This is a genomic window from Mycobacterium sp. (genome assembly GCF_044223235.1).
In the GTDB taxonomy this organism is placed as follows: domain Bacteria; phylum Actinomycetota; class Actinomycetes; order Mycobacteriales; family Mycobacteriaceae; genus Mycobacterium.
Genome location: NZ_JBGAME010000013.1, coordinates 101451 through 127764, shown reverse-complemented (window position 1 = coordinate 127764; position 26314 = coordinate 101451). Strand labels below are relative to the sequence as shown.

Genomic DNA, 26314 nt, shown 5'->3' with positions numbered 1-26314 from the left:
CGCCCGCAGCCCCCGCGAAAGGTCTCGGCATCGCCGGCGGCGCAAAACGACCCGGAGCCAAGAAGACAGCCGCGCCGGCGCCGACCGAAAGGAGCACGGCCGCTCCATCCGCCCCTGCCGCCGAGACCACCGCACCGGCCGCACCGGCTGCACCGGCCAGGGGCCTGGGCCTCGCCGCGGGTGCCCGCCGCCCCGGCGCGAAGAAGGCAGCCCCGACGACGGCCGCCCCCGGCGCGAACGCGCCGGCTGCCGAACCCGCCGCATCGCCGGAGCCTGTCAAGGCCGAACCGCCGGTCAAGGGCCTCGGCATCGCCGCGGGGGCCCGCAGACCCGGCGCCAAGAAGGCCGCACCCGCGCCTGCCCCGGCACCGGCCAATGCGGCCGCACCGGCACAACCCGAACCGGCACAACCCACGCCTGCCGCCGAACCCCCGCCGCCACCGGCACCCGAACCTCCGGTCAAGGGGCTGGGTATCGCCCCGGGCGCCCGCAGGCCCGGCGCGAAGAAGCCAGCGGCCAGCGCTCCCGCGGCGCCACCGCAACCGGCGGGCGGCAACGGCGAGGCGGCCATCCAACCGGCCGCCGTCGACGATCAGTCACCACCCGCCCCAACGCCGGAACCCGTCGCCGAGCCGCCGGTCAAGGGGCTGGGACTCGCCAGGGGCGCCCGCCCGCCGGGCAGGCGTCGCCAGTGACCGTCGGCAAATCACTGGACGGCAATGAGAACATGGTCGACGTGACTACCCACCAGCTGCCAGCGGGGAACACCTGGCATACCGCCGGGCATCAGCCGCGACAGCGGACGTTCACCCAGTCGTCGAAGCTCCAGGACGTCCTCTACGAGATCCGCGGGCCGATTCACGACCACGCCGCGCGGCTCGAGAACGAGGGTCATCGCATCCTCAAACTCAACATCGGCAACCCCGCGCCCTTCGGGTTCGAGGCGCCCGACGTCATCATGCGCGACATCATCCAGGCGCTGCCCTACGCCCAGGGCTACTCGGACTCCAAAGGCATCATGAGCGCCCGGCGCGCGGTGTTCACCCGCTACGAGCTGGTCCCCGGGTTCCCGAAGTTCGACGTCGACGACGTCTACCTCGGCAACGGGGTGTCCGAACTCATCACCATGACCCTGCAGGCGCTGCTGGACAACGGCGACCAGGTACTCATCCCGGCCCCGGACTATCCGCTCTGGACCGCGTCGACGGCGCTGGCCGGCGGCACGCCGGTGCATTACCTGTGTGACGAGACCCAGGGCTGGGAGCCCGACATCGCCGACCTGGAGTCCAAGATCACCGACCGCACCAAGGCGCTCGTGGTGATCAACCCCAACAACCCGACCGGCGCGGTATACCGCCGCGAAACCCTCGAGCGGATGGCTGACCTGGCGCGCAGGCATCAGCTGCTGCTGCTGGCTGACGAGATCTACGACAAGATCCTGTTCGACGACGCCGAACACGTGGCGATGGCATCGGTGGCGCCGGATCTGCTGACGCTGACCTTCAACGGCCTGTCCAAGGCCTACCGGGTCGCCGGCTACCGGTCCGGGTGGCTCGTCATCACCGGTCCGAAGGATCACGCGAGCAGCTTCATCGAGGGCATCAGCCTGCTGGCCAATATGCGGCTGTGCCCGAATGTGCCTGCCCAGCATGCGATCCAGGTGGCACTGGGTGGTCATCAGAGCATCGAGGATCTGGTGCTGCCCGGCGGGCGGCTGCTCGAACAGCGCGATGTCGCGTGGGAGAAGCTCAACGAGATCCCAGGGGTGTCGTGCGTGAAGCCGCAGGGCGCGCTGTACGCGTTCCCGCGGCTCGACCCGGAGGTCTACGACATCCGCGACGACGAGCAGCTGGTGCTGGACCTGCTTCTGCAGGAGAAGATCCTGGTCACCCAGGGCACCGGATTCAATTGGCCCGCACCGGATCATCTGCGCATCGTGACACTGCCGTGGGCACGCGATCTCGCCAATGCGATCGAGCGCCTCGGCAATTTCCTGACGAGCTATCGGCAGTAACCGTCCGGGGTCTCCGCTCCCCGGCCCAGTAGCGTGGTCGGACGTGACGCATTCGCACGGCCATTCACATGCACTGCGCGGCCCGGCGCCCCTGGGGCCGTTGGCCGCGAAGGTCGTCGTCGGCCTGCTGGTGGCCGTCGGCGTGGCAGTCGTGGCGGGAGCGGTGCTGCTGTGGCCCAGCCAGCAGAAGGTCGACATTCCGCTGCCGTTCCAGAACGCCGCGGGCGGGGCGGTGACGACCGAATCCGGTCATGTGGTGTCCAGCGCCCTCGCGCCGTGCGGCAGCCCATCCGTCGGCGCGGTGCTGACCTCAGATCCGGTGTCCGCACCGCCCGACAGCAGTCAGTGCGTGCAGAACCTGGTGGCCATCGATTCCGGTCCCAACGCGGGCGCCAGCACGCTGCTCGAGTTCAGCGGCGGCCCCGGACAACCCAACCTGGTCGCAGGCGACGACATCCGCGTGAGCCGTCAGGTGGATCAGGCGGGGGTGACGACGTACGCCTTTTACGATTTCGAACGCAGTTGGGCCCTGGCGGGTCTGGCCGCGGCGTTCGCCGTGGTGATCGTGGCCGTCGCCCGGTGGCGCGGACTGCGCGCGCTGGTCGGGATTGTCGTCGCGTTCGTCGTGCTGGTGCTGTTCCTGCTGCCCGCGTTACGGGACGGCGCCGCGGCGATCCCAGTCGCGCTGGTGGCCTCGGCGGCGATTCTCTACGCGGTGATCTATCTGGCGCACGGCGTGAGCCTGCGTACCAGCGCGGCCCTGCTCGGCACCCTGACCTCGTTGCTGCTAGCCGCCGTACTGTCCTGGGCCGCAATAGAACTGACGCATCTGACCGGCCTGTCGCAAGATCAGAACAACGAGGTCGCCGCCTACCTGGGCAACGTGTCGATCACCGGTCTGCTGTTGGCGGGGTTCATCATCGGCTCGCTGGGCGTGCTCAATGACGTGACCATCACCCAGGCCTCGACGGTGTTCGAGCTCGCCGAACAGGGCGCGTCCCGCAAGGCCGCGTTCGTGGGTGCGATGCGCGTGGGCAGTGACCACATCGCCAGCACGGTGTACACGCTGGTGCTGGCCTACGCGGGTAGTGCCCTGCCGCTGCTGCTGCTGTTCAGCGTCGCCAACCGTGCGCTCGGCGATGTCCTGACGAGCGAGAGTGTGGCCATCGAGATCGCCCGCTCGGCCGTCGGCGGCATCGCCCTTGCGCTGTCCGTTCCGCTGACGACGGCCATCGCGGCGGTGCTCGCCACCTCGGAGGGGAATGATCGGGTCGTTGCACGGCCCGCGCCGAGCTCGCGGGGTCGCAACGTCGCTAGGCTAGGAGAAGTACAACGCCCCGGTCAGCATCGTCAAGGCGACGGCGAACGCAGCCGCGGAAAAATAATGTAGCTGAACTTTGTCATTGGTCCCTCGACTGCTGCCAAGCACGGCCTCGGCGCAGTACAGCACATAACCGACGACGATAATGGTCAGCGCGAAGGCATTTCTCACTGTGCTCTGTTGCATCAACGCGAGCCAAACAACCGACACCATCAGCGCCGCAGGCGTGCCGGTGAGGAAGGTCAAATACACAGCCTGATGCTGCCTGGACGCCGGAAGACCACACGCGAAGAGGAACGCAAGGAGTGCGACGATCGCAACCGCGAATTGCCAGGACAGCGCAAGTGGATCACCGGCCTTGGCATGCTCGAGTGTAAAGGCGAACAGGTAGAGGATCATGCCCGCACCCATGAAAGTGACAAGGACAAGGTAAATTGCGTTCGTCAGCTGATGGAAATGTCGCAGCGAAAAACCTTTGATCTCATCCTTCCACGCCGGATCATGCGCGGCGACCAACTCGTCCAAACGAGGACAGGCGTTGAGTTGTTGCCAACGCACAAACGCCATGATCACGATCGTGGTCATGGGCAGGACTATGTTGAACGCCGCTTCGTTCTTGAACTCAACGGTGAAGCTGTCGAAACCTGGCGTCGTATGGCCAACCCAAACAAAGGCACCGGCCGCCAGTGCCCCTGAAGCATTGGTTGCCAGATGCGTTAGAAAACGATCTCTCGCGAAGACAGCCGGATCACGCATGCCTTCGATCCAGCCCGCGAATGGCGGTAGCAACGCGAACCCTAGCAGAATCGCCAGAACCAACAGGGGACTAACGAAAATCACAAGATGGTACAGGGGAAGGTCCAAGCCAGTGAATACCAACGCTACAACGCCACTGAGGAAGATGATTACCCGCTGCGTCTTCTCCGGTTGCGCGGTCGGCATTGCAAACTCAGAAAAGGCCAACAACGCAATCTGTAGCAGCACGCTAACGACGATGAACGGTGACGGCGTCAACGGTGTGTCCCCCCAGTACACGTCTGAGTTCCTTGAGAGCGCCTGGGCAGTATAGCCAGCTAGGAGAGTTTTCGTGCGGCTCTATTTCCGTTCAACCAGCGGTTGCCTGCCCAGAGTGCGGTAGTCAACACTAGGACAAGGCTTCCAACAGCTATTAGTACGCCAACGACTGCCACCTCTCCGATGTGCGTGCGATCAAGAAATGGATATGGCATTGACGCTGCTCCGGACCACACGAGAACGCAAAGCGTTGATACGTAGACCATTGGCCAAGCGAAGGCGCTGTAGAGCGTCAGCCGCAATGGCACTCGCCACGAGTCCTGTACCACGAAGTCGACAGTGACAAGTACTGGCATAGCCAGATGAAAAAGAAATGTTGCAGCGCGTATCCAATAATCGTCATGGGGCTGAATCCACGTGCCTGTGTCCGAAGCCGGTGCGATGACGGTGGCGAAAACAAGCGCCGAAAGCAGCACGCTTACCGCGGCGGAGGCCCGCAGTAACGGAAGTTGCGCCGCCGCCGGCCGTATCAATGCAAGGCCAGCCACTATGCCAGCGAATGCAACCGAATCCACAGTGAAGTACATCAGTGGAAAAACGTCGTCGGTTGTCTGAACGAACTGGCATATCAGACCGAGCGTCGCGGTAGATAGGATCGCGGCTGGTAGGCCAAGCTGGATGAGCACGGGTTCATTCAACATCGTGAGCGGATACTCGCTGACGCTCGCGCCCCGAGTGCGGCACCGGTATGACCAGGTCAGCGCTCCAGCAGTTCCAGCAGATAGCGGCCGTAGCCGGACTTCACCAGGGCGTGCGCGCGGTCGGCCAGCTGGTCGTCGTCGATGAAACCGACCCGCCACGCGACCTCCTCGGGCACGCCGATCTTGAGTCCCTGACGGCGCTCGATGGTGCGCACGTAGTCGCTGGCGTCCAGAAGTGAATCGAAGGTCCCGGTGTCCAGCCACGCGGTGCCGCGGGCCAGCACCTCGACCGACAGCCGCCCCTGGTCGAGATAGGTCTGGTTGATCTCGGTGATCTCGTATTCGCCTCGCGCCGAGGGTTTCAGCCCGCGGGCGATCTCGACGACGTCGTTGTCGTAGAAGTACAACCCCGGCACTGCATAGTGCGACTTCGGGGTGGCCGGCTTCTCCTCCAGCGACAACGCAGTGCCGCCCGGACTGAACTCAACGACACCGTAGGCCGATGGGTCGGCCACCCAGTAAGCGAAAATTGCCCCGCCACTGACGGTTTGGAATCTACTCAAACTGGTTCCCAGCCCGGGGCCGTAGAAGATGTTGTCCCCCAGCACCAGAGCCACCGAATCGTTGCCGATGTGGTCAGCGCCGATCACCATCGCCTGCGCCAGCCCGTCGGGACGATCCTGCACCGCATAGCTGATGTTGATACCGAATTTCGTTCCGTCACCCAGCAATCGGTGGAATCCGGGGGCGTCGGTCGATGTCGTGATGACCTGGATGTCCCGGACTCCGGCCATCATCAGCGTGGACAGCGGATAGTAGATCATCGGTTTGTCGTACACGGGAAGGAGCTGCTTGCTGACGCCCAAGGTGATCGGGTAGAGCCGAGTGCCTGAGCCCCCGGCCAGGATGATGCCGCGCATCAGCCCGTCAGGTCGTGTTCGGTCAGATCGGTTGCGGCGAGTGCGGAGGCGAGGTCGTCGTGGCGGAACACCGAGGTGACGTGATCACGCACGACCCGGAAGGCCGACGCGGCGGCGCGGGACGTACCGTCGGGCGAGGTGACCTGCTGTTCGACGACCACCACCCCGTCGTGGACGAACATGCGTCCCGGTTCGACCTCGATGCCGACGGACTGCGCCCACCGCAGCAGCGCGTTGTGCCCCTGACCCGCGCCGTGCGCGTCGCCGACCTCGATGTCCTCGCTGGACAGCGCGAGCAGGGTGTCGAGATCCTGCGCGTTGAGCGCGTCATGCCAGGCGAGGACGGTGGCGATCTCTGAAGTCGTCATGATCGAAACCTACGCCAGTCAGAACGGCGTGCGTTCCAGCCAGAGCTCCCAGACGGAGGTGTCGCCGAATACCTCGATGCCCGCGTCGGCGGCCGCCGCACGCCGGGTGATCGCCAGCATCAGCTGGGTGGCCGGACCGCGCAGCGCCACGGTGCCCTTGCCGTGGTTGTGCGACCACCAGACGCCTTCCTCGTCGTGGACGATGGTCCATTCGCCGGTGGGGCCGAGGCCGTCGTCGGTGGCGTGCAGGTGCACGGTAGTGCCGCGCTCCACCGGCGCGGGTTGATTCTTGGTCTTCGCGGTGACCAGTTCGACCCACTCGCTGATTGCGTCGGCGGCCAGTTCGGGGGTGATGGCGAAGGGCACCCCCAGTGCCAGCGCGGCGTCGGCCCGGTGCACGGTGGCCTCGTGCAGCCGGCGGCGGATCCACCAGCCGGCTGGGCGGGCGCCGTTGAAGGTCCACACCCGCGAGTCCGAGCCGTGTCGCTCCACCGCATCGACGAGCAGGGCGCCGCTGGCGTTGAGCCAGTCGAGCGCCGCGTCACGGTCCGCGGGCGGCTTGCCGTCGGCCACGTCGCGCGGGTCGAGTGCGGTGGCGAGGCGTTGGTCGACAATCTGGGCCGCCCACCGATGTCCCCGGCCGACATGGGTGACGAGATTGTCGACCGTCCAGCCGGGGCAGGTCGGGACCGGGGTCGACGGGTCACCGGCGCGGATCAGGTCGCCGAGGGCCCGGGTTTCGTCAAGCAACGCTGCTCGCAGATCCACGGTTATGAACTTACCGCCGTGGTCGTCTGACCGAGCGTGATCGGCAAGGACGACCAGCCCCGCAGCACCCGGGTGTCACGCCGGGCGCCGGAACCGGCCATCCGGGCGTCGGGGAACCGCTCGAAGAACGTCCGCAGACCGACCTCGCCTTCGGCGCGGGCCAGTGCCGCGCCCAGGCAGAAGTGGCGCCCGCCCGAGAACGACAAATGCCTTCCGGCGTTGTCACGTTCGATGTCGAAGCGATGCGGGTCGGCGAACACCTTGGGGTCGCGGTTGGCCCCTGCCAGGTGAAGCAGCACCGCCTCTCCCTCGCGTACCCGCACACCGGCGACGTCGACATCCCGGCGGGCGATACGCACGCTGAGCTGCACCGGCGAATCGAGCCGCAGGATCTCCTCCACCGCGTTCGGCCAGAGTTCGGGCCGACGCGCCAGTGTCGCCACGTGGTCGGGGGCGTCGATGAGCATCCGTATCCCGTTGCCCAGCAGGTTGACGGTCGTCTCGAACCCGGCGGCGAGCACCAGGCCCGCGGTTGCCCGCAATTCGTCGTCGGACAGTCCAGTGCCGTCGGTGCTCTGGGCCACGATGAGGCGGCTCATCAGGTCGTCGCCGGGATCCCGCCGCAGCCGCTGCAGATGCGCGGTCAGCCACGCGTCGAACCCGACGAGCCCGCGATACATCTCGCGGTACTGCGCCCAGGAGACGCCGAGATCCAGGCTGGCGGCCGCGGGCTCGCCGAGGCGCCACACCTGCTCGCGATCCGACGCAGGAACACCGAGCAGGTCACCGACCACCGCGACCGGCAGCTGAGCACAGTACTCCTGCACCACGTCGACGGAACCGTTCCGGCCGTCGAGTTCGTCCAGCATCTGGTCGGCGGTCGCCTGCACGCTGTCCCGCAGCGAGGCCACCGCCCGGCTGGTGAACACCGAGGACACCGCCTTGCGGCACCGGGTGTGGTCGGGCGGGTCGATCGTCAGCAGGGACGGCGGCTGGATGGGGTGAAACAGACCGGTGTCGGTCCAGCGGGCCACCCAGCTCAACGGGGCGGGCAGGTTCGCGCCGAGCGCAGTGGTCCCAAAGTCGTCGGAGCGCAGCACCTCGGTGGCCACGTGATGATCGACGGTCAGAAACACCGCCCGGCAGCGGATGAGAGGGTTGCCGCCGCGAAGCTCGTCGGCGAAGCCCGCCAGATCGGCGCGCACCGACGGGTCGGCGATCAGCCGCGCCTGCGGATCCCCACTGCGCAGGGCCATCCGCGAAAGACCCCGCACCACCCCGTGTAGAGCCAGCCAACGGATCCGTTGCCGCATCCTGTGAGCATACGTGCGCCATCCGCTGCGGCCACAGGCTGTGCGGGCTTCTTCGGGCCTCGCCGCCTGCGGCCAAGATCCGGTCAATTATGGCCGCCGACAATGACTTTGGCGGGTGGCCTTGGCGGGTACGGTGCCGGCGCGTTTGTCGGGTCGAACGGGCCGGCCTCGCGGTCAGTTCCGGCCGCCGCCGAACGGCCATGGCCACAGTGTCGGACCGTTGCCGCCACCCGAGGATCCACCCGATCCGCCCGACGAGCCGCCGCCGTCATCACCGGACGACCCACCGTCGTCGGAACCTCCGGACCGACCCGAGCCGGAGCCCGGACCCGATCCGGAACCCGAGTTGGAACCTGGACCCGAGCCCGAACCGGGCAGCGGCCACAACGGATTCGGCGGAGCCTGGGTGACCGGATTCTGAGGGGCCTGAGGAGCCTGTGGGAACAGCGGGACCTGGGGCACCTGCGGGGTTCGCGGCGGATCCGGCGTGTCGTCCGGTTGCTCCCACGGCGGCGTCCACGATGGCCGCCACGGCGACCTGGTCTCCCGCGGGACTTCGGTCGGCGGCTGCCAGATCGGTGGCAGCCGAGGCGTTGGCAGCACGATCACCGGAGGCGGCAGGATCACCGGGGGCTGGTACACCGGCGGCGGCGCGACCGGGGCCGGTGCGGGTGCCGCGGGTGCCGCGGGGGCAGGAGCTGGCGCTGGCGCGGCGGGGGCGGGTGCCGGCGCGGGTGCCTGCGGCGCCGGAGCGGCGGGCTGCTCGACATAGACCGTGCGCGGCGGCGCCTGGGGTGCCTGCTGCACGACGGGAACGGGAGGCTTGATGGTCTCCGGTGGAGGAGCCTGCGGCTGCTCGACCGGTAGTGCGTCCTGCACCGGAGGCGGCGGCGCGGGCGCCTGGGTGCTCGGCACGATGGCGACCTGACCCGGGGTAGGCCGTTGGTCGACGGTGGGGCGGATGCTGACGGCCAGTGAGATCGCGAGTGCGACGACACCGACGACGAAGATCGACGTCAACGCGCTGCCGACGAGCAGGAAGGGCTTGCGGCCCTCCTCCGTCGGGCGCTCGTCGGCCTCGGGGACGAACTCGGCGGCGAACGGATCAGGCCCACTGGCCGGCGCCAGCTGGGTGACCGCGCCGGCTAGACCCGCGTAGGCGCTGCCCGCGGTGGTGCCGTCGTCGGGGTCCTGCGAGTACGCCAGGCCGACGGTGGACGCCTCCATCGCCGGTGCGTGGGCCGACGCCAGGGCAGCACCGCGCGCGAGCGCCAGTTCGGGTTCCTCGGGGGCGTTGACCGGGATCGATACCAGGTGTTCCAGGTGCGACTTGACCGCGGCCACGTCGACGCCGGAGCCGACGACGAACATGCCCTGCGGCGGTACTTCCTGGGCGTCGACCGCGGCGGCCATATCGGCCAGCACGGCCATCGCATCCCCGTCGTGCAGGGTGCGGCTGAGGACCTTGACGACCGATCCGTCCTCGGTCTGCACGACCGACAGCGTGGCGGTGTCACGGTCGATGAGGAAAAGCGCCGTCGTGTCGCAGCCAACAGCCCGCCCGACCGCCTGCGCGAGCGACGCGGCGGCGTGGCCTTCGGAGATGAGCATGACGTCCTCGACGCGGTGGGCCGTCAGCGCATCGCGCAGCGCGGCGGCCTCGGTGTGGTCACTCCAGGCGACGCCGACCGACCGCAGGTGATGCCCGTTGGCCTCGGCGCTCTCCTGGGTGCCGAGGACGGCGGCCACCACCTGATCGGCGATGCCCGAGGTTGCCGAACTGTCCCTCTCCTCGACATCGAAGGCGTCGTGGTCGACGGTCACCCCGTCGGCCTTTTCCCCCTCTACCAGCACCATGCGGACCGTCGTAGGTGTCATCGACACACCCAGTACGATGTCCACCAACCCTCCAAAATAGTTTGCTACGCTACCTAGACCTTCATTGCACACACAGCTCACGCGAGCCGACAACTAGACGCTTCATCGTCGTGACCAGCCCGTGCGTTACATCGAGCGGCATTAGCTGACGCCCGTGAAGTCCCTGGCCGCACCGCGACGGCACTTGCCCGTCGACTCCGGTAGCTCGACCCTACCCGGGTCCATGAAATCGGGCGCCGGACGAGTTAACCGGCCTGGCGATCGCAGTGCTGCCCGGCAAGGGACCACCCGCTTTGCGTGCTACGACGAAATTGCAGTCGCCGTTCCCGGCGTCGCGCAACCCTGGTGGCATCCCGCCATAGCCCCACGATTGGTTGTCTGGGTCACCTAGGACTGGAAGAAATTCAGGTAGGACCGCGACGGCGTCGGCCCACGCTGACCCTGGTATTTCGACCCGGCTTTGGCGCTGCCGTAGGGGTGTTCGGCGGGGCTGGTCAGGCGGAGCAGGCACAGCTGGCCGATTTTCATACCCGGCCAGAGCGTGATCGGGAGGTTGGCGACGTTGGACAGCTCAAGAGTGATGTGCCCGCTGAATCCCGGATCGATGAACCCCGCCGTGGAGTGGGTGAGAAGGCCCAGCCGGCCCAGCGACGACTTGCCCTCCAGCCGCCCGGCGAGGTCGACGGGCAGGGTGCACAGTTCCAGCGTCGAGCCGAGCACGAATTCCCCGGGGTGCAGCACGAACGGCTCCCCCGCGGCGGGCTCGACGAGGCTTGTCAGCTCGTCCTGCTGGACGGCCGGATCGATGTGGGTGTAGCGGGTGTTGTTGAACACCCGGAACAGGGTGTCCAGCCGGACGTCCACGCTGGACGGCTGCACCAGGCTGTCGTCGAAGGGGTCGATACCCAGACGCCCGGCGGCCACTTCGGCCCTGATATCGCGGTCGGAGAGGAGCACCCGACGAGCGTATCGGCTGGTGGTGATAGCCTCGCTGACGACCATCGCCGATGTAGTTCAATGGCAGAACATCAGCTTCCCAAGCTGAATACGCGGGTTCGATTCCCGTCATCGGCTCCACGTTCATCTTGTCAAACCCGCCGCGCTGCCCGCGCGAACTGCTCGGCGACCCGGTGTGGTCCCGTGCCCAATCGGCATGTCGCTGCTATCGATATGCGGGAGTGCGAGTGCGAGGGCCAGTCACTTGCGGACGACGGGCCAGAAGAGATCGAACAGCCGCATCTCCCATCCGTCGGCGACATTGCCCGTGCGAGCACGCTCGGCTATATATGCACCCACGATCGCGTCGATGAGGGTCTCGCTGTCGATGTTGGCGCGTACCGCGCCGTCGTTCTTGCCCGCATCGATCACCGCCGACAACTCGGCCCGCTGGCTTGCCAAAATCTGACGGAACACCGTCGTGAACTCGGGGTCATCATCGGTGAGCAAGGCAGCCAATCCACCAAACCCTATCCCGCCCTCGATGGCGGTGACCGCCTGGCGGATAAGCCACCGAAGCCGATCAGGTGCAGTGGTTTGCGGATCCAGTGGTGCGGGGGAGGCCATGTCCGACAAGGCAGCTGACAACATGTCACGCCGGTCGCGATGGCGGCGATAGATGGTGGTCTTCGCGATCCCCGAACGCTCCGCGACGGCTTGGACTGTCACCGACCGTGGGCCGCCGGTTCGCAAGAGAAACAGCGTCGCGTCGGTGATGCCGTCGTCGACTCGTCCGTGCTGAGGCACCATAATCCCTTCGCCTGCACTGGGTGGAATAACGCCCACACTGCCAGCGTTGCAACGGACAAGAATGCTACGCTCCACGTAGCGTTGCGTTAGACAATAGGTCAGACGACAGTTCGAGGTGATGAAGTGCTCAAGATTTCGACTCCGCAATCGATGACGAACGTCGGGTACGTATCGTTCCTGATGACGTTCGCGGCGCTGGGGATGTTCGTGTACGCACTGGCGGTAGGGAGCGCAATTCTCGCCGTGGCCCTTGGTCTGATCCTCGTCGCCTGCGTAACCGTGATGGTCATGGGTTTCCGGGTGGGCGCCCGTCGACGGTCGGAGTCCAATGACAGAGGCATCGCAATCGATGGCGCGAACGTCTGGGCTCAGCCGCTGCGCCGCGAGCAAATCGACCAATATCTGTTGCAGTATCGCAGCGTGCGGGCCGACGACGAAGAGCAAGCTGAGCCACTCGCCGTGGCTGAGAAACCGTGGCTAGCAGTGGCCGATCGCCTCGCCGCGTAACCGCTCGCCTATGGGGCGACATTCCACCGGGGTTACCCGCGAGATCCCCTTGCCGGGTTCGAAGTCCATGCCCGTCAACGCCTCGGCGTCGGCCTTCGCGGCGAACGCGTTGGCGTCGCGCCGAGCAGTTCCTCGGCGTAGTAGATGGCGTTGGCGCCGTCCGCGAACCGCAATCGGTGCTCCATGTCGCCTGCGACGTTGCGAGTGCTGTCGACGGTGCCGCGCTGGCCGGTGTGCGGGTCGCGCGGTAGCAATACGACCACGCGGCTGTTCGGCGGGTAGTACGTCGCCTTCGTGCGATACCTTCCCGGGCGAACACATCGCACACGGTGGTGGGATACCACTTCGCACCGCCCCTCGGAGTGGGTTCGCCTTCGCTCGTCAACTGCGCAGCGATCGCTTGGCGCTCAACCCCTCTCGCATGTGCATGCCGACGATGCGCTTTGCGGTCGCAGGTCCATCCGGTCGGCCGGCCGAGCCGCTTCCCCCGCTTCCGCGCCCGCTGCAGGCCCTCTTTAGTGCGCTCGCTGAGCGTATGTCCGCCAAAAGCCTGTGGCTCGGGTCACCACTGTCCGCCTTGTCGCAGTCCATGAGCCGCCAATCGTTCCGTTCGGCGCGCTTGAACAGCTTGGCGGCATCTTCCTGGTCGCGGGTCGCGCGGTCGAGCGCCCGCACAAGCAGTGCGTCGGTCACCCCTGACTCAATCGCTGATATCGCGACTTCCCTGCCGTACATCGGTCTGCCGCAGCCCCGCTGATGACATCGCTCGTCACCGTCAGCAGCGATGGCCGTGCTGCTGCAGAAGTGCTCAAGCGCCGCATGTTGCCCTCCCAGCCCGTGGCCGCTGCCCTGCTTGTCCGTGCTAACCCGGCAGTAACCGATCACGCGCAGCTGCTGGTCGCTCATCTCGTTCCTCCTGTTTCGCCTAAACGGCCGAATCGGCCGTTACGGCTATTACGCTACGTCATTAGCGCATCTATCAATCGGCCTTGAACTGGCCTTTGTCGATCTCTGGCTACCTTCCGTAGCGGTGGCTGCGTCCGGCTTCGGCAGCGCCTCCAAGGTCATCAGACCGCTACTCCGAGGAATATCGCCTCCCCCGTCGCCGTCCGCCTCGGGGTACGGCATCGCGTCTCCTAGCGAATAACTGCCGTTTTCGGGGCCGCTCTCGGCGTCGGACTCGACTACCTCGCCGTCGAGCGGGGTGGCCAGGGCGGGGGCGCTGACGAATGGTCGCCCTTGCTGGGCGCGGTAGTCGGCGCGGGATATGGTGGCGACGCCGGTAATGTCCCCCATAAGCTGCTCCCACGGCTTAACCTCACGGAGACTTCGGTTTTGGCGCCAAGTCCCGCACGGTCCAAGTCGCCGCGAATCGCGTTGAGCTTCAACGCTTATGATTCGGCGCTAGTGGCCATGCCGAGCAGTTCGTGGGCCATCCGGTCGGCGGCGAGCTCAAGCCTTTCCTTGGCCTTACGCTTGACTTGCGGCGCACCACCGCCGTGCGTTCGGCACACCGTGGTGCCTAGATTGGCCGGCTTGAGGCACCCTTCACCGTTCTCTCTTACCGCCGCGTCAGGAGCAGTTCCGCAAGGTACTCAACCCGTACTTCTCGCCGGCGCGGATGACGGCTTTGCGACCGCAGATCGAGGACGAGACCGATCGGCTGATCGACGACTTCGTCGAGGACAGCGCGGGTGACCTCGCTCACCCGGACCCCGCGGTACTCGTAGCGGCCGGCCGACGTCTTGCAGATCGCCCGCCGATACGCCCACTCGCAGCATCGGTTTCGAACAAGCCATGGCCCGCGTTGTCATGCGGCGCGCCGCCTTGTGCCATCTGCCGCGCCGTTGAACTTCCGCCCGTTCGCCAAATTGTCTGCGGCGTGAGTTATTCCCTAAGTATTCTGCGAGTCAACTGCGAGATCACTGTGTCGAGCTTCCGCCTGGGGGTCATCCATGGGACGCCATAGCGCTGCCACGATTTCTGCGACAACCCGCAACACCGGCACCTGTACCCGCTGGGTGAGCGGGGCGGGAGCGCTCGGCGTCGCCTTCGGTATCGGCGCGCCGCTGGCTGTCTCCTTGGGAACGGCTACCGCACAAGCGGATTCGGCGCTGAGCTCCGCCGGGCCGAACGTCAGCGTCTCGGTCGGCGGCCACAGTGTCGTCAACGTCGGCTCGGCAACCGCAACGTCGAGTGGCACAGGCTCGGTAGCGGTCGCGGTCGGCCAGGGCAGCTCGGCCACCGCCACCGGCGGCGTGAACAATCGAGCGGTGGTCATCGGCAAAAGCAGCTCGGCTACCGCCAACGGCGGCGACGACAACACCGCACTCGTGTTCGGTGACAGCAATCAGGTGTTCGCCGGCAACGGCACCGGCAATTCCGCTGTCGTGTTCGGCAATCGCAACAACGTGCGGGCCGACGGCGGCCACAACATCGTCCGGGTGCGCGGCGACGACAACCAGGCCGCGGCCGGATGTGTCAGCTACGGAATCGGCACCGGCTGCGGGACCGACAACGTCGTCAGCATCACCGGCAGCAAGAACACTCAGATATACGCCGGTGCCGGCAACGCGAACACCGTCACCATTCGCGGCAACCAGAACGACCAGATCCTTGCCTACATCGACAACAACAACAGCGCCGGCGTCACCGGCGACGAAAACCACATCGTGATCAGCGGCGGGGGCAACCACAACACCGCCGCCGTCGACGGCGATCAGAACTCCCTGGTGTACGCGGGCATCGGCACCGGCAACACCACCACCGTCACCGGCAACAACAACACCCTCGTCGAGGCCGGCGGCACCCCGAACCAACCGGGCAACAACAGCTCCGCGGTGGTCACCGGCAACGGGAACGGCGCCGAGGCGAACGGCAGCAATCTGTCGGTCACGGTGACGGGCAACGGAATCAAAGGGGTCGCGACCACGCCCAACGTGCCCGTGACCTGCACCACTACCAGCGGACCGGGCTGCTCAGCTCAACCTTAGCCTGCAGTGGTCCCTCAACATCCTGGTGTTGGCGGGTGCGGTGACGGTGGCCGCCGGGTGGGTGCCATTTCCCACGGTGTGGGTTCTGCCGCTGGCGGCGGTGTTCCTGTTGACATTGTCGAGCTGGGCCACGGCAGTCCATAGCCGCAGGACCGAATCGGGCCGCGAATTGTGCTTGCGTGCAGGCAGATTCCATAAAGTGCTGGTGTCCGAACCACACGATGCACCGCAAGGCGTGACGGTCGGCAGAAATATGTACGCTGCGTACCTGCATTCGCTGTTGCCGCCGGATCGGCGGAACTGTGGGCACACAAGTATCAACCCATCGCCGGTCGGTCGGCGCCCCAGCCGCCCTGGTCTCACCCGTCGGGCGTCTGGTACGGGGGCGGCGGCGATCGCGGTGGAGGCGGCTCGTGGTGACGTTCCTGTTGATTGCGGCGATGCTGATCGCTGTAGCTGTGCTCGTCGGTTCTGCGGTCGGCTACAACAGGATCCGCGCGGCCGATGTCCGCGTCCACGAGGCGCTCGGCGGTATCGACGTCCAGCTGACTCGCCGGAGCTGTCAGATCCCCCGCGGAAATTGTCGGCCGCGATCTCGCCGACTCGGGTTTGGGCCCTGGATTCATGCGCCCAAAGGTGCGCCTTGCTGTCTTGACAACTGGTGGAATGCCACGGCAAAGCCTGTGACTGCGGTAATGACGGCAAAGCGCCACAGCCTGGCATACCCGTTGCTGCCACCAATCAGGGCGTAGTTCCATTTCGCCACCGCCACAACGTCGGAAGGTGTTCACTGTTTACACCGTCGTTCGGTCTATCGAGGTGGGTCTCATGGCACGCATTGATCTGTTTGCGAAGATTCCATTGATCGGGATGTCCCTGGTGTTCCTGGCCATGTTCATCGTCGCGGTCACCGCGTACCTTCACGTCGGTTGGTATTCGATCATCGGCTACGCAATCGCGGCGGTCGTCGCCGTCGCGGGATTTGTGATGACGTTTCGTGACGTCAGGGATACGCCAGGACCTGCGGAGCAGTGGGATGTCCGGGGCACCCCGATCGATCCTGCGTCACCCCAAAACTGACTAGAGCGAGGAGGGGTTCGATGACCACCGCACCCAAGCAGTCTGTGTATGACAACTCCGCGCTGCTGGCGGAGGACGAGGGCTACCACAAGGGCCTCAAGCCCCGGCAGCTGCAGATGATCGCGATCGGCGGTGCCATCGGCACCGGACTGTTCCTCGGTGCCGGCGGCCGACTACACAACGCCGGACCGGGCCTGTTCTTGAGCTACGCATTCTGCGGCATCTTCGTCTTCCTGATCCTTCGGGCGCTGGGTGAACTCGTGCTGCACCGGCCCTCGTCGGGGTCCTTCGTGTCTTACGCGCGCGAGTTCCTCGGCGAGAAGGCGGCGTTCGTCGCCGGCTGGATGTACTGGCTGAACTGGGCGTTCACGTCGATTGTCGACTGCACCGCGATCGCCACCTATTTCCACTACTGGACGTCGTTCGGGAGCGTCCCGCAGTGGCTGATCGCCCTGCTCGCGTTGGCGGCGGTGGTGAGCATAAACCTCATCTCGGTGACCCTGTTCGGGGAGCTCGAGTTCTGGGCTGCGGCCATCAAAGTCCTTGCGCTGATGACTTTTCTGGTCGCAGGCACCATCTTTCTTGCGGGCCGCTATGAAATTCAGGGGCAGTCAACCGGTTTCAGCGTAATCGCCGAAAATGGCGGAATCTTTCCCCACGGTCTCTTCCCGTTGGTGATTGTCATGTCCGGCGTCGTGTTTGCCTATGCCGCAGTCGAACTCGTCGGAACAGCGGCCGGTGAGACTGCCCATCCGCATAAGATCATGCCGCGTGCGATCAACTCGGTGATCGCACGTATCGCTGTCTTCTACGTCGGCTCACTGTTCCTACTGGCCCTTCTTCTCCCGTACACCACCTACAAGGCCGGCGAGAGCCCGTTCGTCACGTTCTTCTCCAAGATCGGTATCGAGGGCGCGGGCACGGTCATGAACATCGTCGTGCTGACCGCCGCATTCTCCAGCCTCAACGCCGGGTTGTACTCGACCGGCCGGATCCTTCGGTCGATGGCGATGAACGGCAGCGCACCGAAGTTCACGGCGAAGATGTCCAGCCGCGGCGTGCCCTACGGCGGAATCTTCCTGACCGCGGCCGTCGGGCTGTTGGGCGTCATCCTCAACCTTCTCGTGCCCGGCCAGGCGTTCGAGATCGTGCTCAACATCGCGGCCCTCGGCATCATCGCATCCTGGGCCACCATCGTGATCTGTCAGATCCAGCTCTACCGCTGGTCGAAGAAGGGCATCCTCGAGCGGCCGTCATTTCGGTTGTGGGGCACGCCGTACACCGGCTATCTCACCTTGGCGTTCCTGTTTGGCGTCGTCGTGCTGATGGCGTTCGACCCGCCGATCGGCACCTGGACCGTCGCCACGCTGGTGCTCATCATTCCGGCACTCGTCGTCGGTTGGTATGCGGTCCGCGGGCGAGTGCTGGAGGTCGCGCGGGAACGCGAGGGCTTCACCGGCCAATTCCCGGTCGTCGCCAACCGCCCGTCGCCACCCGATGAGGACGACGACAAATAACCCCAATCCACCGGGACGATCTCATCGGCGAGTTAGGAGTTGAACCGGGCGATCTGGTGGTTTGCTTCCTCGGCTTCAACGATGAAGCCGGAGGGGAGCGTGACAGCAAGGTCGGCGACCCCTGCAGGGATGGCGGACTCACCGGACTGACGCTGCGCCGCGCGAAGATCGGCTAGAGCACCTCGGTCGTTTCGGTGGCTTCGGCCTCGATCAACGCGCCGCGCGCCCATGCTCGACCGTCTCGTGCACCACCGCGGACGAGTGGTCGATTGCTGCATCCGAGGGTCAGGCCGAGGGTCACAATGACTGCTATGGCGATCTTGGTCACCGCCGATAATTTCGTCCGCTCGGAAACGGATCAATACTTCCGTCGACCAGTGACCGACTGCGGATCTGCCCGCCGAACGTAGGCCCCAATCCTGTTTCGCTGTCAACTACGCTGCGGCCTGTCTGCATCCGACTATCAGCATGAGTCTAACGGCATGGCCTACAAGGCGTTTCGTCGATCGTTTGCGACCGGAATCGCACTGGTCGGCGCCGGGACCATCACGTTCTCGTCCATCGCTGTGCCCCCTGACAACGACGCCTTCGCCGTCCCCGAGGCCATCGTCGCGAACGTGCATCCCGGCATCTACCCCCGGACACTGGCAATAGACGTGCAGAACGTAGCGCTGGTCAGCTACCTGGAGATCCTGGGCACCGGAGCGGCGGACGCGTTGACGGAAAGCGCCGATACGTGGCACGACGACATTCCCGCGCTCTTCTCCCAGCTCGTCGAACAGTGGCCTGATCCCCACCTGCTGCCGTTGAACCACTCGCTGCTTGCCGCCGCACTGATGGCGCCGGTGGCGCCGCTGGCGGTCGGCCCGTTTACCGATGCGGCCGCCGAAGTGCTGGCGCAGGCGCTTCCCGCGCACGGGGACGACATCCGCGAAGCGCTGCCCGCGGCCGTCGACTACACGTTCGCGCGACTGGTCGGCCCGCTGGTGAGCGCGATCGGGGCGACCGGTGCGGCGCACCAGGACTACTACTGGGCGGGGATGGCAGGCGACCCGGTCGGACAGAACGTGGCACTCCTGCATGCCCCGATCAAGGTCGTCGACGGGCTGCTCTTCGGCGGCTACGGCGACGTGGGCGTCTTGCTCACCGGCGAAGTCGGCGGCGAGCGCGTCCCCGCACCGGGCCTGCTCACCCCGTGGGGTCAATATCCCGAGGATCGCAGCGTCACCGAGGAAGAGTCCGTCGACGATCTGTCGACGGACGCCACGCTGAGCGTGGTTGAGCCTGCGTCGGCCGCCACGGTGCAGACCCCTCAGACCGAGGAAGCCGTTGAGAGTCAAGAGCTTTCCGGCCAGACCAGGACCGAGATCGAGACCACGACCGAGGACGCCGTGGAAGCAGTGGCGTCGCCACCGCCCACGCAGTCCGTGGTCACCACGACAGCGGACGTGACGGAAGACACGGCGACCGCCTCCGCGGACGCAGACGACCCGGATCCGGGCGCGACGGCGGTAACCGGCGCCGATCACGTGGGTGTCGCAGAGCATTCGGAGGCCACTGAGCGGACCCGCACTACGCGCCCGGCAGGCAAAGAGGTCGGCAAATACGACAAGCCCGCCACCGACGCCACCCGGGCGCCGACCGCAAGTAAGGAGCGCAAGCCGATCCGCGACGACGACACGGCGTCGGCCGCTGACACAGGGCGCAAGCCAGCCGCCGACAAAGACCGCAAGCCAGACAACGACAAGTAACGGCAGCGTCATTGGTGTGATCGCCGACGAACCAATGCGCTCACCGCGGTGAAGTCGAGTACCCGACTACTCGCGCCTATTGCACCCGACGACGGCAGACTCGTCGACACAAAGGGGGTGATCAACGTGAGAAGTGTTGGTCCATGGCTTTCCGCTGTCGCCGTTTCGCAACAGAACCGGCAGGGTTCTGAACACAGCTACCTGCGTAGCCGGCGCACAACTCGGCGGGCGCAACGACGCCTACGCCGTGACGGAGACGTCTGACGCGCCTCCCCGCCTGCTTTCCTCGGTCGCCAAACAAGGCCGCACCTTGCGAATCTTGTGGACCGACCACCACAACGCAGGAGTCTCATGATCCGACTTCGCGTGGAGCGCACGATCGCAGCGCCACCAGATGAGGTCTTCGACTGGCTGGTCGTCCCATCCAACCTGACCGCATCCCGTCTGGTCTTTACGTGCCGTTGGGTGAAGGGTTCGTCGGATCCCGGCGTCGGCGCGGTGCGGGCGGCGACGGCGGTCGGCATTTGGTTGCGCGAACGGATCGTCACCTACGATCCGCCGCGCAGCTACTCCTACCTGATCATCCGTTCGTTCCCGCCCATGGTGCATGACGGCGGCACGCTCACGTTCGCCCCGGCAGCCGACAGCACCCACGTCGAATGGGTGACCACGTACACCATTCCGAAGTACGCCGGCGGAAAGATGACAGAGGCGGTCAGCGCCGTGCTGATCCGCGCTGGCTTCAGCGGTATCCTCGCCGGCTGCGCGAAGGCGCTCGAACCGAGTGGAAACTTCAGGTATCGCCAAAAGAGTTGGTGAACAACCAAATAAGGCACTACGCTTCGCGCGGCGTCGGAACGATCCGGATGGCCGGCCCGCCAATGCGCTTCAAGACCTTCTCCGCCTCCAGCCAGTGTGCGTCGGCCACCCACAGCCGTGCAAACGACGCCACCGCTTCCTCGGTAGAAACCCCGCCGATGATCCGCTTGACCTCGTCGGCCGGGCGACTTGCCAGGGCCCTGGCGACCGAACGCCAGCCTTCCTCGAAATCGCAGCGGGGCAACACCCGATCCACCAAGCCGATGCGTTCGGCCTCATCGGCCTCCATCGCGGCGCCCGTGCCCGCAATCAGCAGCGCCTTACTCTTCCCGAGCAACGCGGCCAGCCGTTCGAGACCTCCCCAGGGCGGAATGATCTGGAGGGCAACCTGGTTGAAGGCGATCTTGATGTCGTCGGCGGCCAGCCGGATGTCGGCGGCCAGCGCGACTTCCGCACCACCACCCAGCGCGTGCCCGTTCAGCGCGGCAACGACCGGAGCGGGAAAGTTCGCCAGCCGGTCGCAGATCGCGCGCATCCTGCGCGCCATCGCGGATGCCTCTTCCACCGTCCTGATCGCACTCAGCTTCTTCAGGTCGCCACCCGCGATGAAGGCTTGTTCGCCGGCACCCTTGATCACCAGGGTCCGCGCACCCTCGACCGCATCGAGTGCCTCCTCCAGCTGTTCCATGGTGTGCGGCGCGATCGCGTTGCGCGCGTGCGGCCGATCGATGGTGATCACCGCGATCCCTTCATCGAACTCCACATCCACAGTGTCAGTTTCCGCAGCACTCTTGGCATTCCGGATACCACATGACGCTGCGTCGGCAATACGGTTGCGGGCGGCGAAGTTGTTGGCCATGGCTGGTCTCCGTTCAGTGCGGCCGCGTAGGTCGGTTCGCTGACGACAACCCGGTCAGAGGCGATATTGGTTGCCGCCCAATGACGTTAAGAGCCGAGTTGCAGTCTCCACACGAGTAGCCGACTACTCGTTTCGTGCGTCTCCGAGTCCGCATGACGATGTGTCGATGTCCGTGACATCCGAAGTCGCTCAAGCGAATTACTTCCAATGCCGTTCCAGCGCAGCGACGAGTTCCTCGGCCCGTTCGTCCACCCAGAAAAGGCGGCCGCCGGGTACCTCGACAACCTCGGTTGCCCCGGGGATGAGCCGCTGCAGCCAGTGCGCCCACTCCAGCGCGAAGAAGATGTCGCCGGTCCCCCACACCAGCACGGTGGGAACCTCGCACGTGCTCAGCTGCGGCCGGATTTCGGCCAGCTGGTCGGGCGCCATCGACGCCAGCAGCCGTTCCATGAACCGGGTCGCCTCGCGGTTGCCCAGGATCGGCGCGGTGTAGTCGGTGACGACGTCGTCGGGCAGCTCGGAGGCGCGTTGGTAGCCCGTGCGGTAGAGCTGCTTGGCAAGCAACGGCAGATGGGTGACCGGCCCCGCGAGCCGGAACAGCCGGGCCTTGGCGGCCCACACGGCGGGCTTGAACATCCGCGGGGGAAAGTTGCCTTCCGTGTCGCAGTTGGTCAACGCCACCGACGCGAACCGCGCCATGTCGCGCGCCAGCACCACCTGTGCGACCGCGCCGCCGGTGTCGTTGCCGACGAGGTGGATGTCGCGCAGGTCCAGCTCCTCGATCACGGTGCCAACCGCGTCGGCCAGCCCCCACAGCGACGCCTCCCCGATCGGCGGGGTGTGCCCATGGCCGGGCAGGTCCACCGCGATGCAGCGGCGGCGGTCGGCGAGGAGGCGAAAACAGTTGCGCCACAACCGGCCATTGGTGAAGACGCCGTGCACGAACAGCGTGACATCCCCTTCGCCCACATCGGTGTAGCTGATGCCGCCGGCGGTGCGGCGGTTGGCGGCGTATTCATCGGGCATGGGGTGATACCTCCGGTTCGTGTCCTTCGGTGAAGCCGTGGCGGGAGTGCCAGCGGCGCAGCGGGGCGGGCGCCCACCAGTTGGCCGACCCGGCCAGCTGCATCACGGCGGGAACCAGCACCTGACGGATCAGGAGCGCATCGAGCAGGACGGTCAGCGTCAGACCCACGCCGAGCATCCGCACGAACGACACTTCGGCGGTGGCAAGGGCCGCGAACACCACGGCCATCAGCGCGGCGGCCGTCGTCACCAGGCGTCCGGTCCGGGCCAGCCCGACCGACACGGACTGTCGGTTGTCCCCGGACGCGATCCATTCCTCCCTGATCCGGGACAGGATGAACACTTCGTAGTCCATGGAGAGCCCGAAGGCGATGCAGAAGATCAGCGCCGGGATGCTGACGGTGAGCGCGCCGGTCGCGGTGGTGCCGAGCCCGCCGAGATGGCCGTCCTGGAAGACCCACACCAGGGCACCGAACGCGGCGCTGAGCGACAGCATGTTCATGACGAGCGCCTTCACCGGCATCAACACGCTGCCGGTGAACAAGAACAGCAGCGCGAACGACGCCACCGCGATCAGTGCGAGCACCAGTGGTACCCGGGAGGTGATGGCGTGCACGTTGTCCTGATTCTGCTGGACGATCCCGGTGAACAGGGCCGGCGCGGGTGCGTCGATGTCCTTGAGCAGCCGAAGCTGGTCGGTGGCCGCGGAGCTGATCGGGTCCACCGTCGTGCTCAGGACGTAGTGGGCGGCCACCGGCGTGCCGGACGTGGACTCTCCGCCGACGGCGGCGACGCCGGCCACCGGGTGCCCTCCCTGATAGGTGCCACCGGGTCCGGACACCGCCGCCACCCCCGGCACCGCCGAGAGCGCGGCGCCGTAGTCGGACAGCGCAGTTGACGACACCCCGCCCACGTCGGGGAGCACGACCTCGACCTCACCGGCGGTGCTCAGGGTGAAGTTCGCCCGCAGCTCGTCGCCGACCTGCCGGGAGGAGGCCGTCGTGGGCAGCACACGATCGTCGGGATAGCCGAAGTGGGCGCCCAGGAACGGCGCGGCGAGGACCGCGAGCACCGCACCGGTCAGCAGTGCGGCGGGGATGGCGTAGCGCATCACGAACCTGGTCGACCGGTACCAGACGGTCTCCTGGGGCGCCTTGAGCCGCGGCGGCGGCCTGCCGAACAGTCGGCGCACCGGCGCGCGCAGGTCCCACGCGTCGATGCGCGCGCCCAGCAGGGTGATCAGCGCGGGTGCAAGAACCAGCGCGCCCACCGCCGACAGCAGGACGCTGATGAAACCGGCGTAGGCGACCGAGCGCAGGAAGTAGATCGGGAAAATCACCATCATTCCCAGGGAAATGGCGACGGTGAGAGCGGAATACGCGACGGTGCGCCCGGTGGTGCGCAGCGTCCACGCGAGCGCCTCCTCCCGGGAACGCCCCGAGTTAACTTCCTCGCGATATCGGGTGATGATGAACAAGGTGTAATCGATGGCCAGCGCAAGGCAGAGCGGAGTGGCGACGCTGAGCGCGAAGATCGAGACATCGGCAACGCCGGCGATGGCGCGCAGAATGGCGACGGTGCAGACCGAGGCAAACCCCGCGATCGCGAGCGGGATCAGCGCGCCTGCTCGGTGAGCTGCTCGTAGACCATCGCCTGTCCGCCGGCTTTGACCTCGACCCCGTTGTGCGTGCCCGAGACCTGCTCGGCGATGCGTGCGATGCGTCCGGGCGCCCACCCGTCGTCGCCCGCGATCCTGGCGGTGACCAGCGCGGATGTCCCGTCGCGGCTGCGTAGCGCGTCCCGTTCGGCGCCAGGCGGCAGATCCCAGTACGACAGCACCCGGCTGGCGTAACCGGATTCGGCCATCACCCGGGTGATGTCCCGCCCACGCTCCCGCGCGGCCGGTGAGTCCACCCCTGCCGGGCCGGTGACGAGCAGGATGGCGGGCATGCCGGCGGCGTCGAACCGCTCGCTGAGCACCTTCTCTGCTCTCGCCGATTCGGTAGACGGATCGCCGTAGCCGCCGGCGGGCATGTCGTTGTCCAAAAGGAATGCCAACACCGCGGCAGTCAGAAACACCAGTACGGCGCAGAAGGAAACGGTTCTCGGCGAACGCGGTCCCACGCTCACAAAACATTCGAACAACGGCGCGGTCGTATTCGTCCCCCTCCGCTTGCACGTGCCCGATGTGCCGCCGCGAGTTAAGAACTGACGCTCGATTATGGCGCGCATGACAATGCGTGCGTAAGGGCACCGGTCAATTCCCGCGGGGACAATTCTTCGATCCTGGACAATTCCGCCAATGTGTTTTCGTCTCCCCCGGCGTCCAGGAATTTGGCGGCGGCGAGTTCCCGGTGGGTGGCCGCGGTCTGCGGGCCGGCCATACCGGTGGCGCTGACGACCTCCTCGGTCAGTGCGGTGCCGTCGCGCAGCCGCAGCACGATCCGCGCGCCGATCGCCATGGTCGCTTCCTCGAAGGTGTCTTCGGTGGGGCCGAGGGAGTCCAGGAGTTGCGTGGCCGCGGCCCCGAACGCCTTGATCGCGGGCAGTTCGAGGGCTCGTGGGCCGGCCTGCCGCAGCGCCTCGCCCAGCGGCACGGTGGCCGTGAGCATTTGGGCGGTCAGCGCCAGATCATGGTTCACCCGGACCTTGTCCGCGACGACCCACCGGTCGGGGTCGCGACATGTCTGGGGCTCGAGGTCACCGGTGGTGAATCCGCCGGTCAGCAGCAACGTGCCGATTCCGTAGCCGGCAGAGAACGTCAGCGCCGCCGTCGCGGAGTCGGCGCCCACCACGTGCGGTGCGGACTTCTGGTCCAGCAGCGAGGTGAGCAGCGTGGCGTCCACCTGGACGTCGTCGATGTCCGCGGCGGCGAAGGGGCCGTGCCCGGCGGCCAGCCGTTCGGCACATTCGAACGGCGCCTGCAGATAGGCGCTGGCCGGAAACCTCTTGAACGACAAGGTATCTGTGTGCCACCGCTTCCCGAGATGCGCGACGACGGCCTCGGGCAGCGGAACGTCGGACAGCCGGGCCAGGACACCGTCGTCGGCCTCGAGCACGCCAAGCGCTCCGGTCAGCCCATGTGTCGCGGCGATGCAAGTGTCCAACGCCATGCGCACCGGGGTGGCGGCGACGAACGCCTTGGCGTCGCTGCACAGCAAGGCGCGCTCCACCGGGGTCGGCAGGATGCCGAAGGCCAGGCGTGCGGCGCGGGCCCAGCAGTCGGCGTCGGCGCCCGTCGCGTGCAGGTAGGCCGCGACGGTACCGATCAGGTGGGTGTAGGTGGCGCTCTGTCCACGGAAGAAGCTGCCGAGCAGGGTCGAGGCCTGATAGCGCATGGCGCACTCGTTGGCCGCGACGACGGCGGTGATGAGCCGCTCGCCGTCCAGGCCGGCGGCCGCGGCGTGCGCGATCGCGACCGACACCGCCGACGCCGACGGATGCCCCGAGTAGCCGACCTCGTCGTACTCCAACGCGAGCGACAGTGCCGCCAGCGCCTGTGCGCTGCGGGCGGGGTCGCGCCCCAGCGGTGCGCCGAAGGTGGCCACCAGCTTGCGGCCGAGCGGATGCCGCAGCGTCGCGCGTACCCCGGCCAGGTGCGAGATGATCTGGCTGCGCGCGAATTCCGTTGTCCGGAAAGGGATGTCGCCATAGCAAAGTGCCGCCGCCCACTCGGTGAGCTCGCCGAGCAGGTCGGCCGGAGCCCCGCTCATCGCTCC

The 26314-nt window shown here is 66.5% G+C and carries 22 protein-coding genes, 1 tRNA gene and 4 pseudogenes; 12 read left to right on the top strand and 15 right to left on the bottom strand.

Annotated features, from left to right (window positions below):
- The 3 genes and pseudogenes from ADBZ6K_RS16775 to ADBZ6K_RS16765 all read left to right on the top strand — a co-directional run.
- A pseudogene (locus tag ADBZ6K_RS16775) lies at positions 1-695 on the top strand (Fe-S oxidoreductase); the annotation flags it as partial.
- 32 nt (positions 696-727) lie between these two features.
- Positions 728-2014 carry a pyridoxal phosphate-dependent aminotransferase gene (locus ADBZ6K_RS16770; RefSeq protein ID WP_526348662.1) on the top strand — a complete coding sequence of 429 codons (1287 nt, stop codon included), beginning with the start codon at positions 728-730 and terminating at the stop codon, positions 2012-2014.
- Positions 2015-2057: 43 nt separating this feature from the next.
- Positions 2058-3404, top strand: a complete 1347-nt coding sequence (locus ADBZ6K_RS16765) for a YibE/F family protein (RefSeq protein ID WP_526348652.1) — start codon at positions 2058-2060, stop codon at positions 3402-3404.
- On the opposite strand, the gene ADBZ6K_RS16760 is transcribed toward ADBZ6K_RS16765, so the two are convergent.
- From ADBZ6K_RS16760 to dcd, 7 genes are all read right to left on the bottom strand, one after another.
- Complete coding sequence (locus ADBZ6K_RS16760) at positions 3333-4370, bottom strand: hypothetical protein (RefSeq protein WP_526348650.1); 1038 nt, start codon at positions 4368-4370, stop codon at positions 3333-3335. The genes ADBZ6K_RS16765 and ADBZ6K_RS16760 overlap by 72 nt on opposite strands.
- 736 nt (positions 4371-5106) lie before the next feature.
- Positions 5107-5970 carry a glucose-1-phosphate thymidylyltransferase RfbA gene (rfbA, locus tag ADBZ6K_RS16755; RefSeq protein ID WP_526348648.1) on the bottom strand — a complete coding sequence of 288 codons (864 nt, stop codon included), beginning with the start codon at positions 5968-5970 and terminating at the stop codon, positions 5107-5109.
- Positions 5970-6338, bottom strand: a complete 369-nt coding sequence (locus ADBZ6K_RS16750; protein ID WP_526348646.1) for a nuclear transport factor 2 family protein — start codon at positions 6336-6338, stop codon at positions 5970-5972. Before ADBZ6K_RS16750 ends, rfbA begins: the two co-directional genes overlap by 1 nt.
- Positions 6339-6356: 18 nt before the next feature.
- Positions 6357-7106 carry a maleylpyruvate isomerase family mycothiol-dependent enzyme gene (locus tag ADBZ6K_RS16745; protein ID WP_526348644.1) on the bottom strand — a complete coding sequence of 250 codons (750 nt, stop codon included), beginning with the start codon at positions 7104-7106 and terminating at the stop codon, positions 6357-6359.
- Positions 7107-7108: 2 nt separating this feature from the next.
- Positions 7109-8419 carry a cytochrome P450 gene (locus ADBZ6K_RS16740; protein WP_526348642.1) on the bottom strand — a complete coding sequence of 437 codons (1311 nt, stop codon included), beginning with the start codon at positions 8417-8419 and terminating at the stop codon, positions 7109-7111.
- Positions 8420-8593: 174 nt separating this feature from the next.
- Positions 8594-10321, bottom strand: a complete 1728-nt coding sequence (locus ADBZ6K_RS16735; protein WP_526348640.1) for a DUF7159 family protein — start codon at positions 10319-10321, stop codon at positions 8594-8596.
- Between the two features lie 363 nt (positions 10322-10684).
- On the bottom strand, positions 10685-11254 hold the full coding sequence (gene dcd, locus ADBZ6K_RS16730) for a dCTP deaminase (RefSeq protein ID WP_526348638.1): 570 nt from the start codon (positions 11252-11254) through the stop codon (positions 10685-10687).
- Between the two features lie 46 nt (positions 11255-11300).
- On the opposite strand from dcd, the gene ADBZ6K_RS16725 reads away from it, so the two are divergent.
- Positions 11301-11374 (top strand) — tRNA-Gly (locus tag ADBZ6K_RS16725).
- Between the two features lie 120 nt (positions 11375-11494).
- Here ADBZ6K_RS16725 and ADBZ6K_RS16720 read toward each other — a convergent pair.
- Positions 11495-12043 carry a TetR/AcrR family transcriptional regulator gene (locus tag ADBZ6K_RS16720; RefSeq protein WP_526348660.1) on the bottom strand — a complete coding sequence of 183 codons (549 nt, stop codon included), beginning with the start codon at positions 12041-12043 and terminating at the stop codon, positions 11495-11497.
- 123 nt (positions 12044-12166) lie between these two features.
- Here ADBZ6K_RS16720 and ADBZ6K_RS16715 point away from each other — a divergent pair, with 123 nt between their 5' ends.
- A complete protein-coding gene (locus tag ADBZ6K_RS16715; RefSeq protein WP_526348636.1) occupies positions 12167-12550 on the top strand; it encodes a hypothetical protein in 384 nt (127 codons plus the stop codon).
- 74 nt (positions 12551-12624) lie between these two features.
- On the opposite strand, the gene ADBZ6K_RS16710 is transcribed toward ADBZ6K_RS16715, so the two are convergent.
- Both ADBZ6K_RS16710 and ADBZ6K_RS16705 read right to left on the bottom strand, forming a co-directional pair.
- Positions 12625-12876: a hypothetical protein gene (locus ADBZ6K_RS16710; protein WP_526348634.1), complete on the bottom strand. Its 252-nt coding sequence runs from the start codon at positions 12874-12876 to the stop codon at positions 12625-12627.
- Between the two features lie 55 nt (positions 12877-12931).
- Complete coding sequence (locus tag ADBZ6K_RS16705; RefSeq protein ID WP_526348632.1) at positions 12932-13456, bottom strand: recombinase family protein; 525 nt, start codon at positions 13454-13456, stop codon at positions 12932-12934.
- Positions 13457-14090: 634 nt separating this feature from the next.
- On the opposite strand from ADBZ6K_RS16705, the pseudogene ADBZ6K_RS16700 reads away from it, so the two are divergent.
- The 7 genes and pseudogenes from ADBZ6K_RS16700 to ADBZ6K_RS16670 all read left to right on the top strand — a co-directional run.
- A pseudogene (locus ADBZ6K_RS16700) lies at positions 14091-14255 on the top strand (cytochrome P450); the annotation flags it as partial.
- Positions 14256-14571: 316 nt separating this feature from the next.
- The gene (locus tag ADBZ6K_RS16695) at positions 14572-15543 is read left to right on the top strand and encodes a hypothetical protein (protein WP_526348630.1); all 972 of its coding nucleotides are present in this window, start codon (positions 14572-14574) and stop codon (positions 15541-15543) included.
- A gap of 413 nt (positions 15544-15956) precedes the next feature.
- Positions 15957-16115: pseudogene (locus ADBZ6K_RS16690) on the top strand (LemA family protein); the annotation flags it as partial.
- 256 nt (positions 16116-16371) lie between these two features.
- Positions 16372-16548, top strand: a pseudogene (locus tag ADBZ6K_RS16685) (hypothetical protein); the annotation flags it as partial.
- Between the two features lie 95 nt (positions 16549-16643).
- Positions 16644-18140 (top strand): amino acid permease, encoded by a 1497-nt coding sequence (locus ADBZ6K_RS16680; protein ID WP_526348628.1) that lies wholly within the window; start codon positions 16644-16646, stop codon positions 18138-18140.
- A gap of 482 nt (positions 18141-18622) precedes the next feature.
- Positions 18623-19891, top strand: a complete 1269-nt coding sequence (locus tag ADBZ6K_RS16675) for a hypothetical protein (protein ID WP_526348626.1) — start codon at positions 18623-18625, stop codon at positions 19889-19891.
- Positions 19892-20242: 351 nt separating this feature from the next.
- Complete coding sequence (locus tag ADBZ6K_RS16670) at positions 20243-20710, top strand: SRPBCC family protein (protein ID WP_526348624.1); 468 nt, start codon at positions 20243-20245, stop codon at positions 20708-20710.
- Between the two features lie 16 nt (positions 20711-20726).
- Here the strand turns inward: ADBZ6K_RS16670 and ADBZ6K_RS16665 are convergent, their stop codons facing one another.
- The 5 genes from ADBZ6K_RS16665 to ADBZ6K_RS16645 all read right to left on the bottom strand — a co-directional run bounded on the left by ADBZ6K_RS16665 (position 20727) and on the right by ADBZ6K_RS16645 (position 26308).
- Entirely contained in the window at positions 20727-21569 is an 843-nt protein-coding gene (locus ADBZ6K_RS16665) for an enoyl-CoA hydratase/isomerase family protein (RefSeq protein ID WP_526348622.1), read from the bottom strand.
- A gap of 198 nt (positions 21570-21767) precedes the next feature.
- The gene (locus tag ADBZ6K_RS16660; protein ID WP_526348620.1) at positions 21768-22595 is read right to left on the bottom strand and encodes an alpha/beta fold hydrolase; all 828 of its coding nucleotides are present in this window, start codon (positions 22593-22595) and stop codon (positions 21768-21770) included.
- Positions 22585-24162 (bottom strand): MMPL family transporter, encoded by a 1578-nt coding sequence (locus ADBZ6K_RS16655; RefSeq protein WP_526348658.1) that lies wholly within the window; start codon positions 24160-24162, stop codon positions 22585-22587. Before ADBZ6K_RS16655 ends, ADBZ6K_RS16660 begins: the two co-directional genes overlap by 11 nt.
- A 47-nt stretch (positions 24163-24209) precedes the next feature.
- A complete protein-coding gene (locus ADBZ6K_RS16650; RefSeq protein ID WP_526348618.1) occupies positions 24210-24674 on the bottom strand; it encodes an MMPL family transporter in 465 nt (154 codons plus the stop codon).
- Between the two features lie 140 nt (positions 24675-24814).
- Positions 24815-26308, bottom strand: a complete 1494-nt coding sequence (locus tag ADBZ6K_RS16645) for an MmgE/PrpD family protein (RefSeq protein ID WP_526348616.1) — start codon at positions 26306-26308, stop codon at positions 24815-24817.
- Positions 26309-26314: the final 6 nt, after the last annotated feature.

Bases quoted from the DNA above. Each gene is read 5' to 3' on its own strand.
- ADBZ6K_RS16770 (WP_526348662.1), top strand. From the start codon at position 728: ATGGTCGACGTGACTACCCACCAGCTGCCAGCGGGGAACACCTGGCAT.
- rfbA (WP_526348648.1), bottom strand. From the start codon at position 5,970: ATGCGCGGCATCATCCTGGCCGGGGGCTCAGGCACTCGGCTCTACCCG.
- ADBZ6K_RS16750 (WP_526348646.1), bottom strand. From the start codon at position 6,338: ATGACGACTTCAGAGATCGCCACCGTCCTCGCCTGGCATGACGCGCTC.
- ADBZ6K_RS16740 (WP_526348642.1), bottom strand. From the start codon at position 8,419: ATGCGGCAACGGATCCGTTGGCTGGCTCTACACGGGGTGGTGCGGGGT.
- ADBZ6K_RS16720 (WP_526348660.1), bottom strand. From the start codon at position 12,043: ATGGTGCCTCAGCACGGACGAGTCGACGACGGCATCACCGACGCGACG.
- ADBZ6K_RS16705 (WP_526348632.1), bottom strand. From the start codon at position 13,456: ATGAGCGACCAGCAGCTGCGCGTGATCGGTTACTGCCGGGTTAGCACG.
- ADBZ6K_RS16680 (WP_526348628.1), top strand. From the start codon at position 16,644: ATGACCACCGCACCCAAGCAGTCTGTGTATGACAACTCCGCGCTGCTG.
- ADBZ6K_RS16675 (WP_526348626.1), top strand. From the start codon at position 18,623: ATGGCCTACAAGGCGTTTCGTCGATCGTTTGCGACCGGAATCGCACTG.
- ADBZ6K_RS16670 (WP_526348624.1), top strand. From the start codon at position 20,243: ATGATCCGACTTCGCGTGGAGCGCACGATCGCAGCGCCACCAGATGAG.
- ADBZ6K_RS16665 (WP_526348622.1), bottom strand. From the start codon at position 21,569: ATGGCCAACAACTTCGCCGCCCGCAACCGTATTGCCGACGCAGCGTCA.
- ADBZ6K_RS16660 (WP_526348620.1), bottom strand. From the start codon at position 22,595: ATGCCCGATGAATACGCCGCCAACCGCCGCACCGCCGGCGGCATCAGC.
- ADBZ6K_RS16645 (WP_526348616.1), bottom strand. From the start codon at position 26,308: ATGAGCGGGGCTCCGGCCGACCTGCTCGGCGAGCTCACCGAGTGGGCG.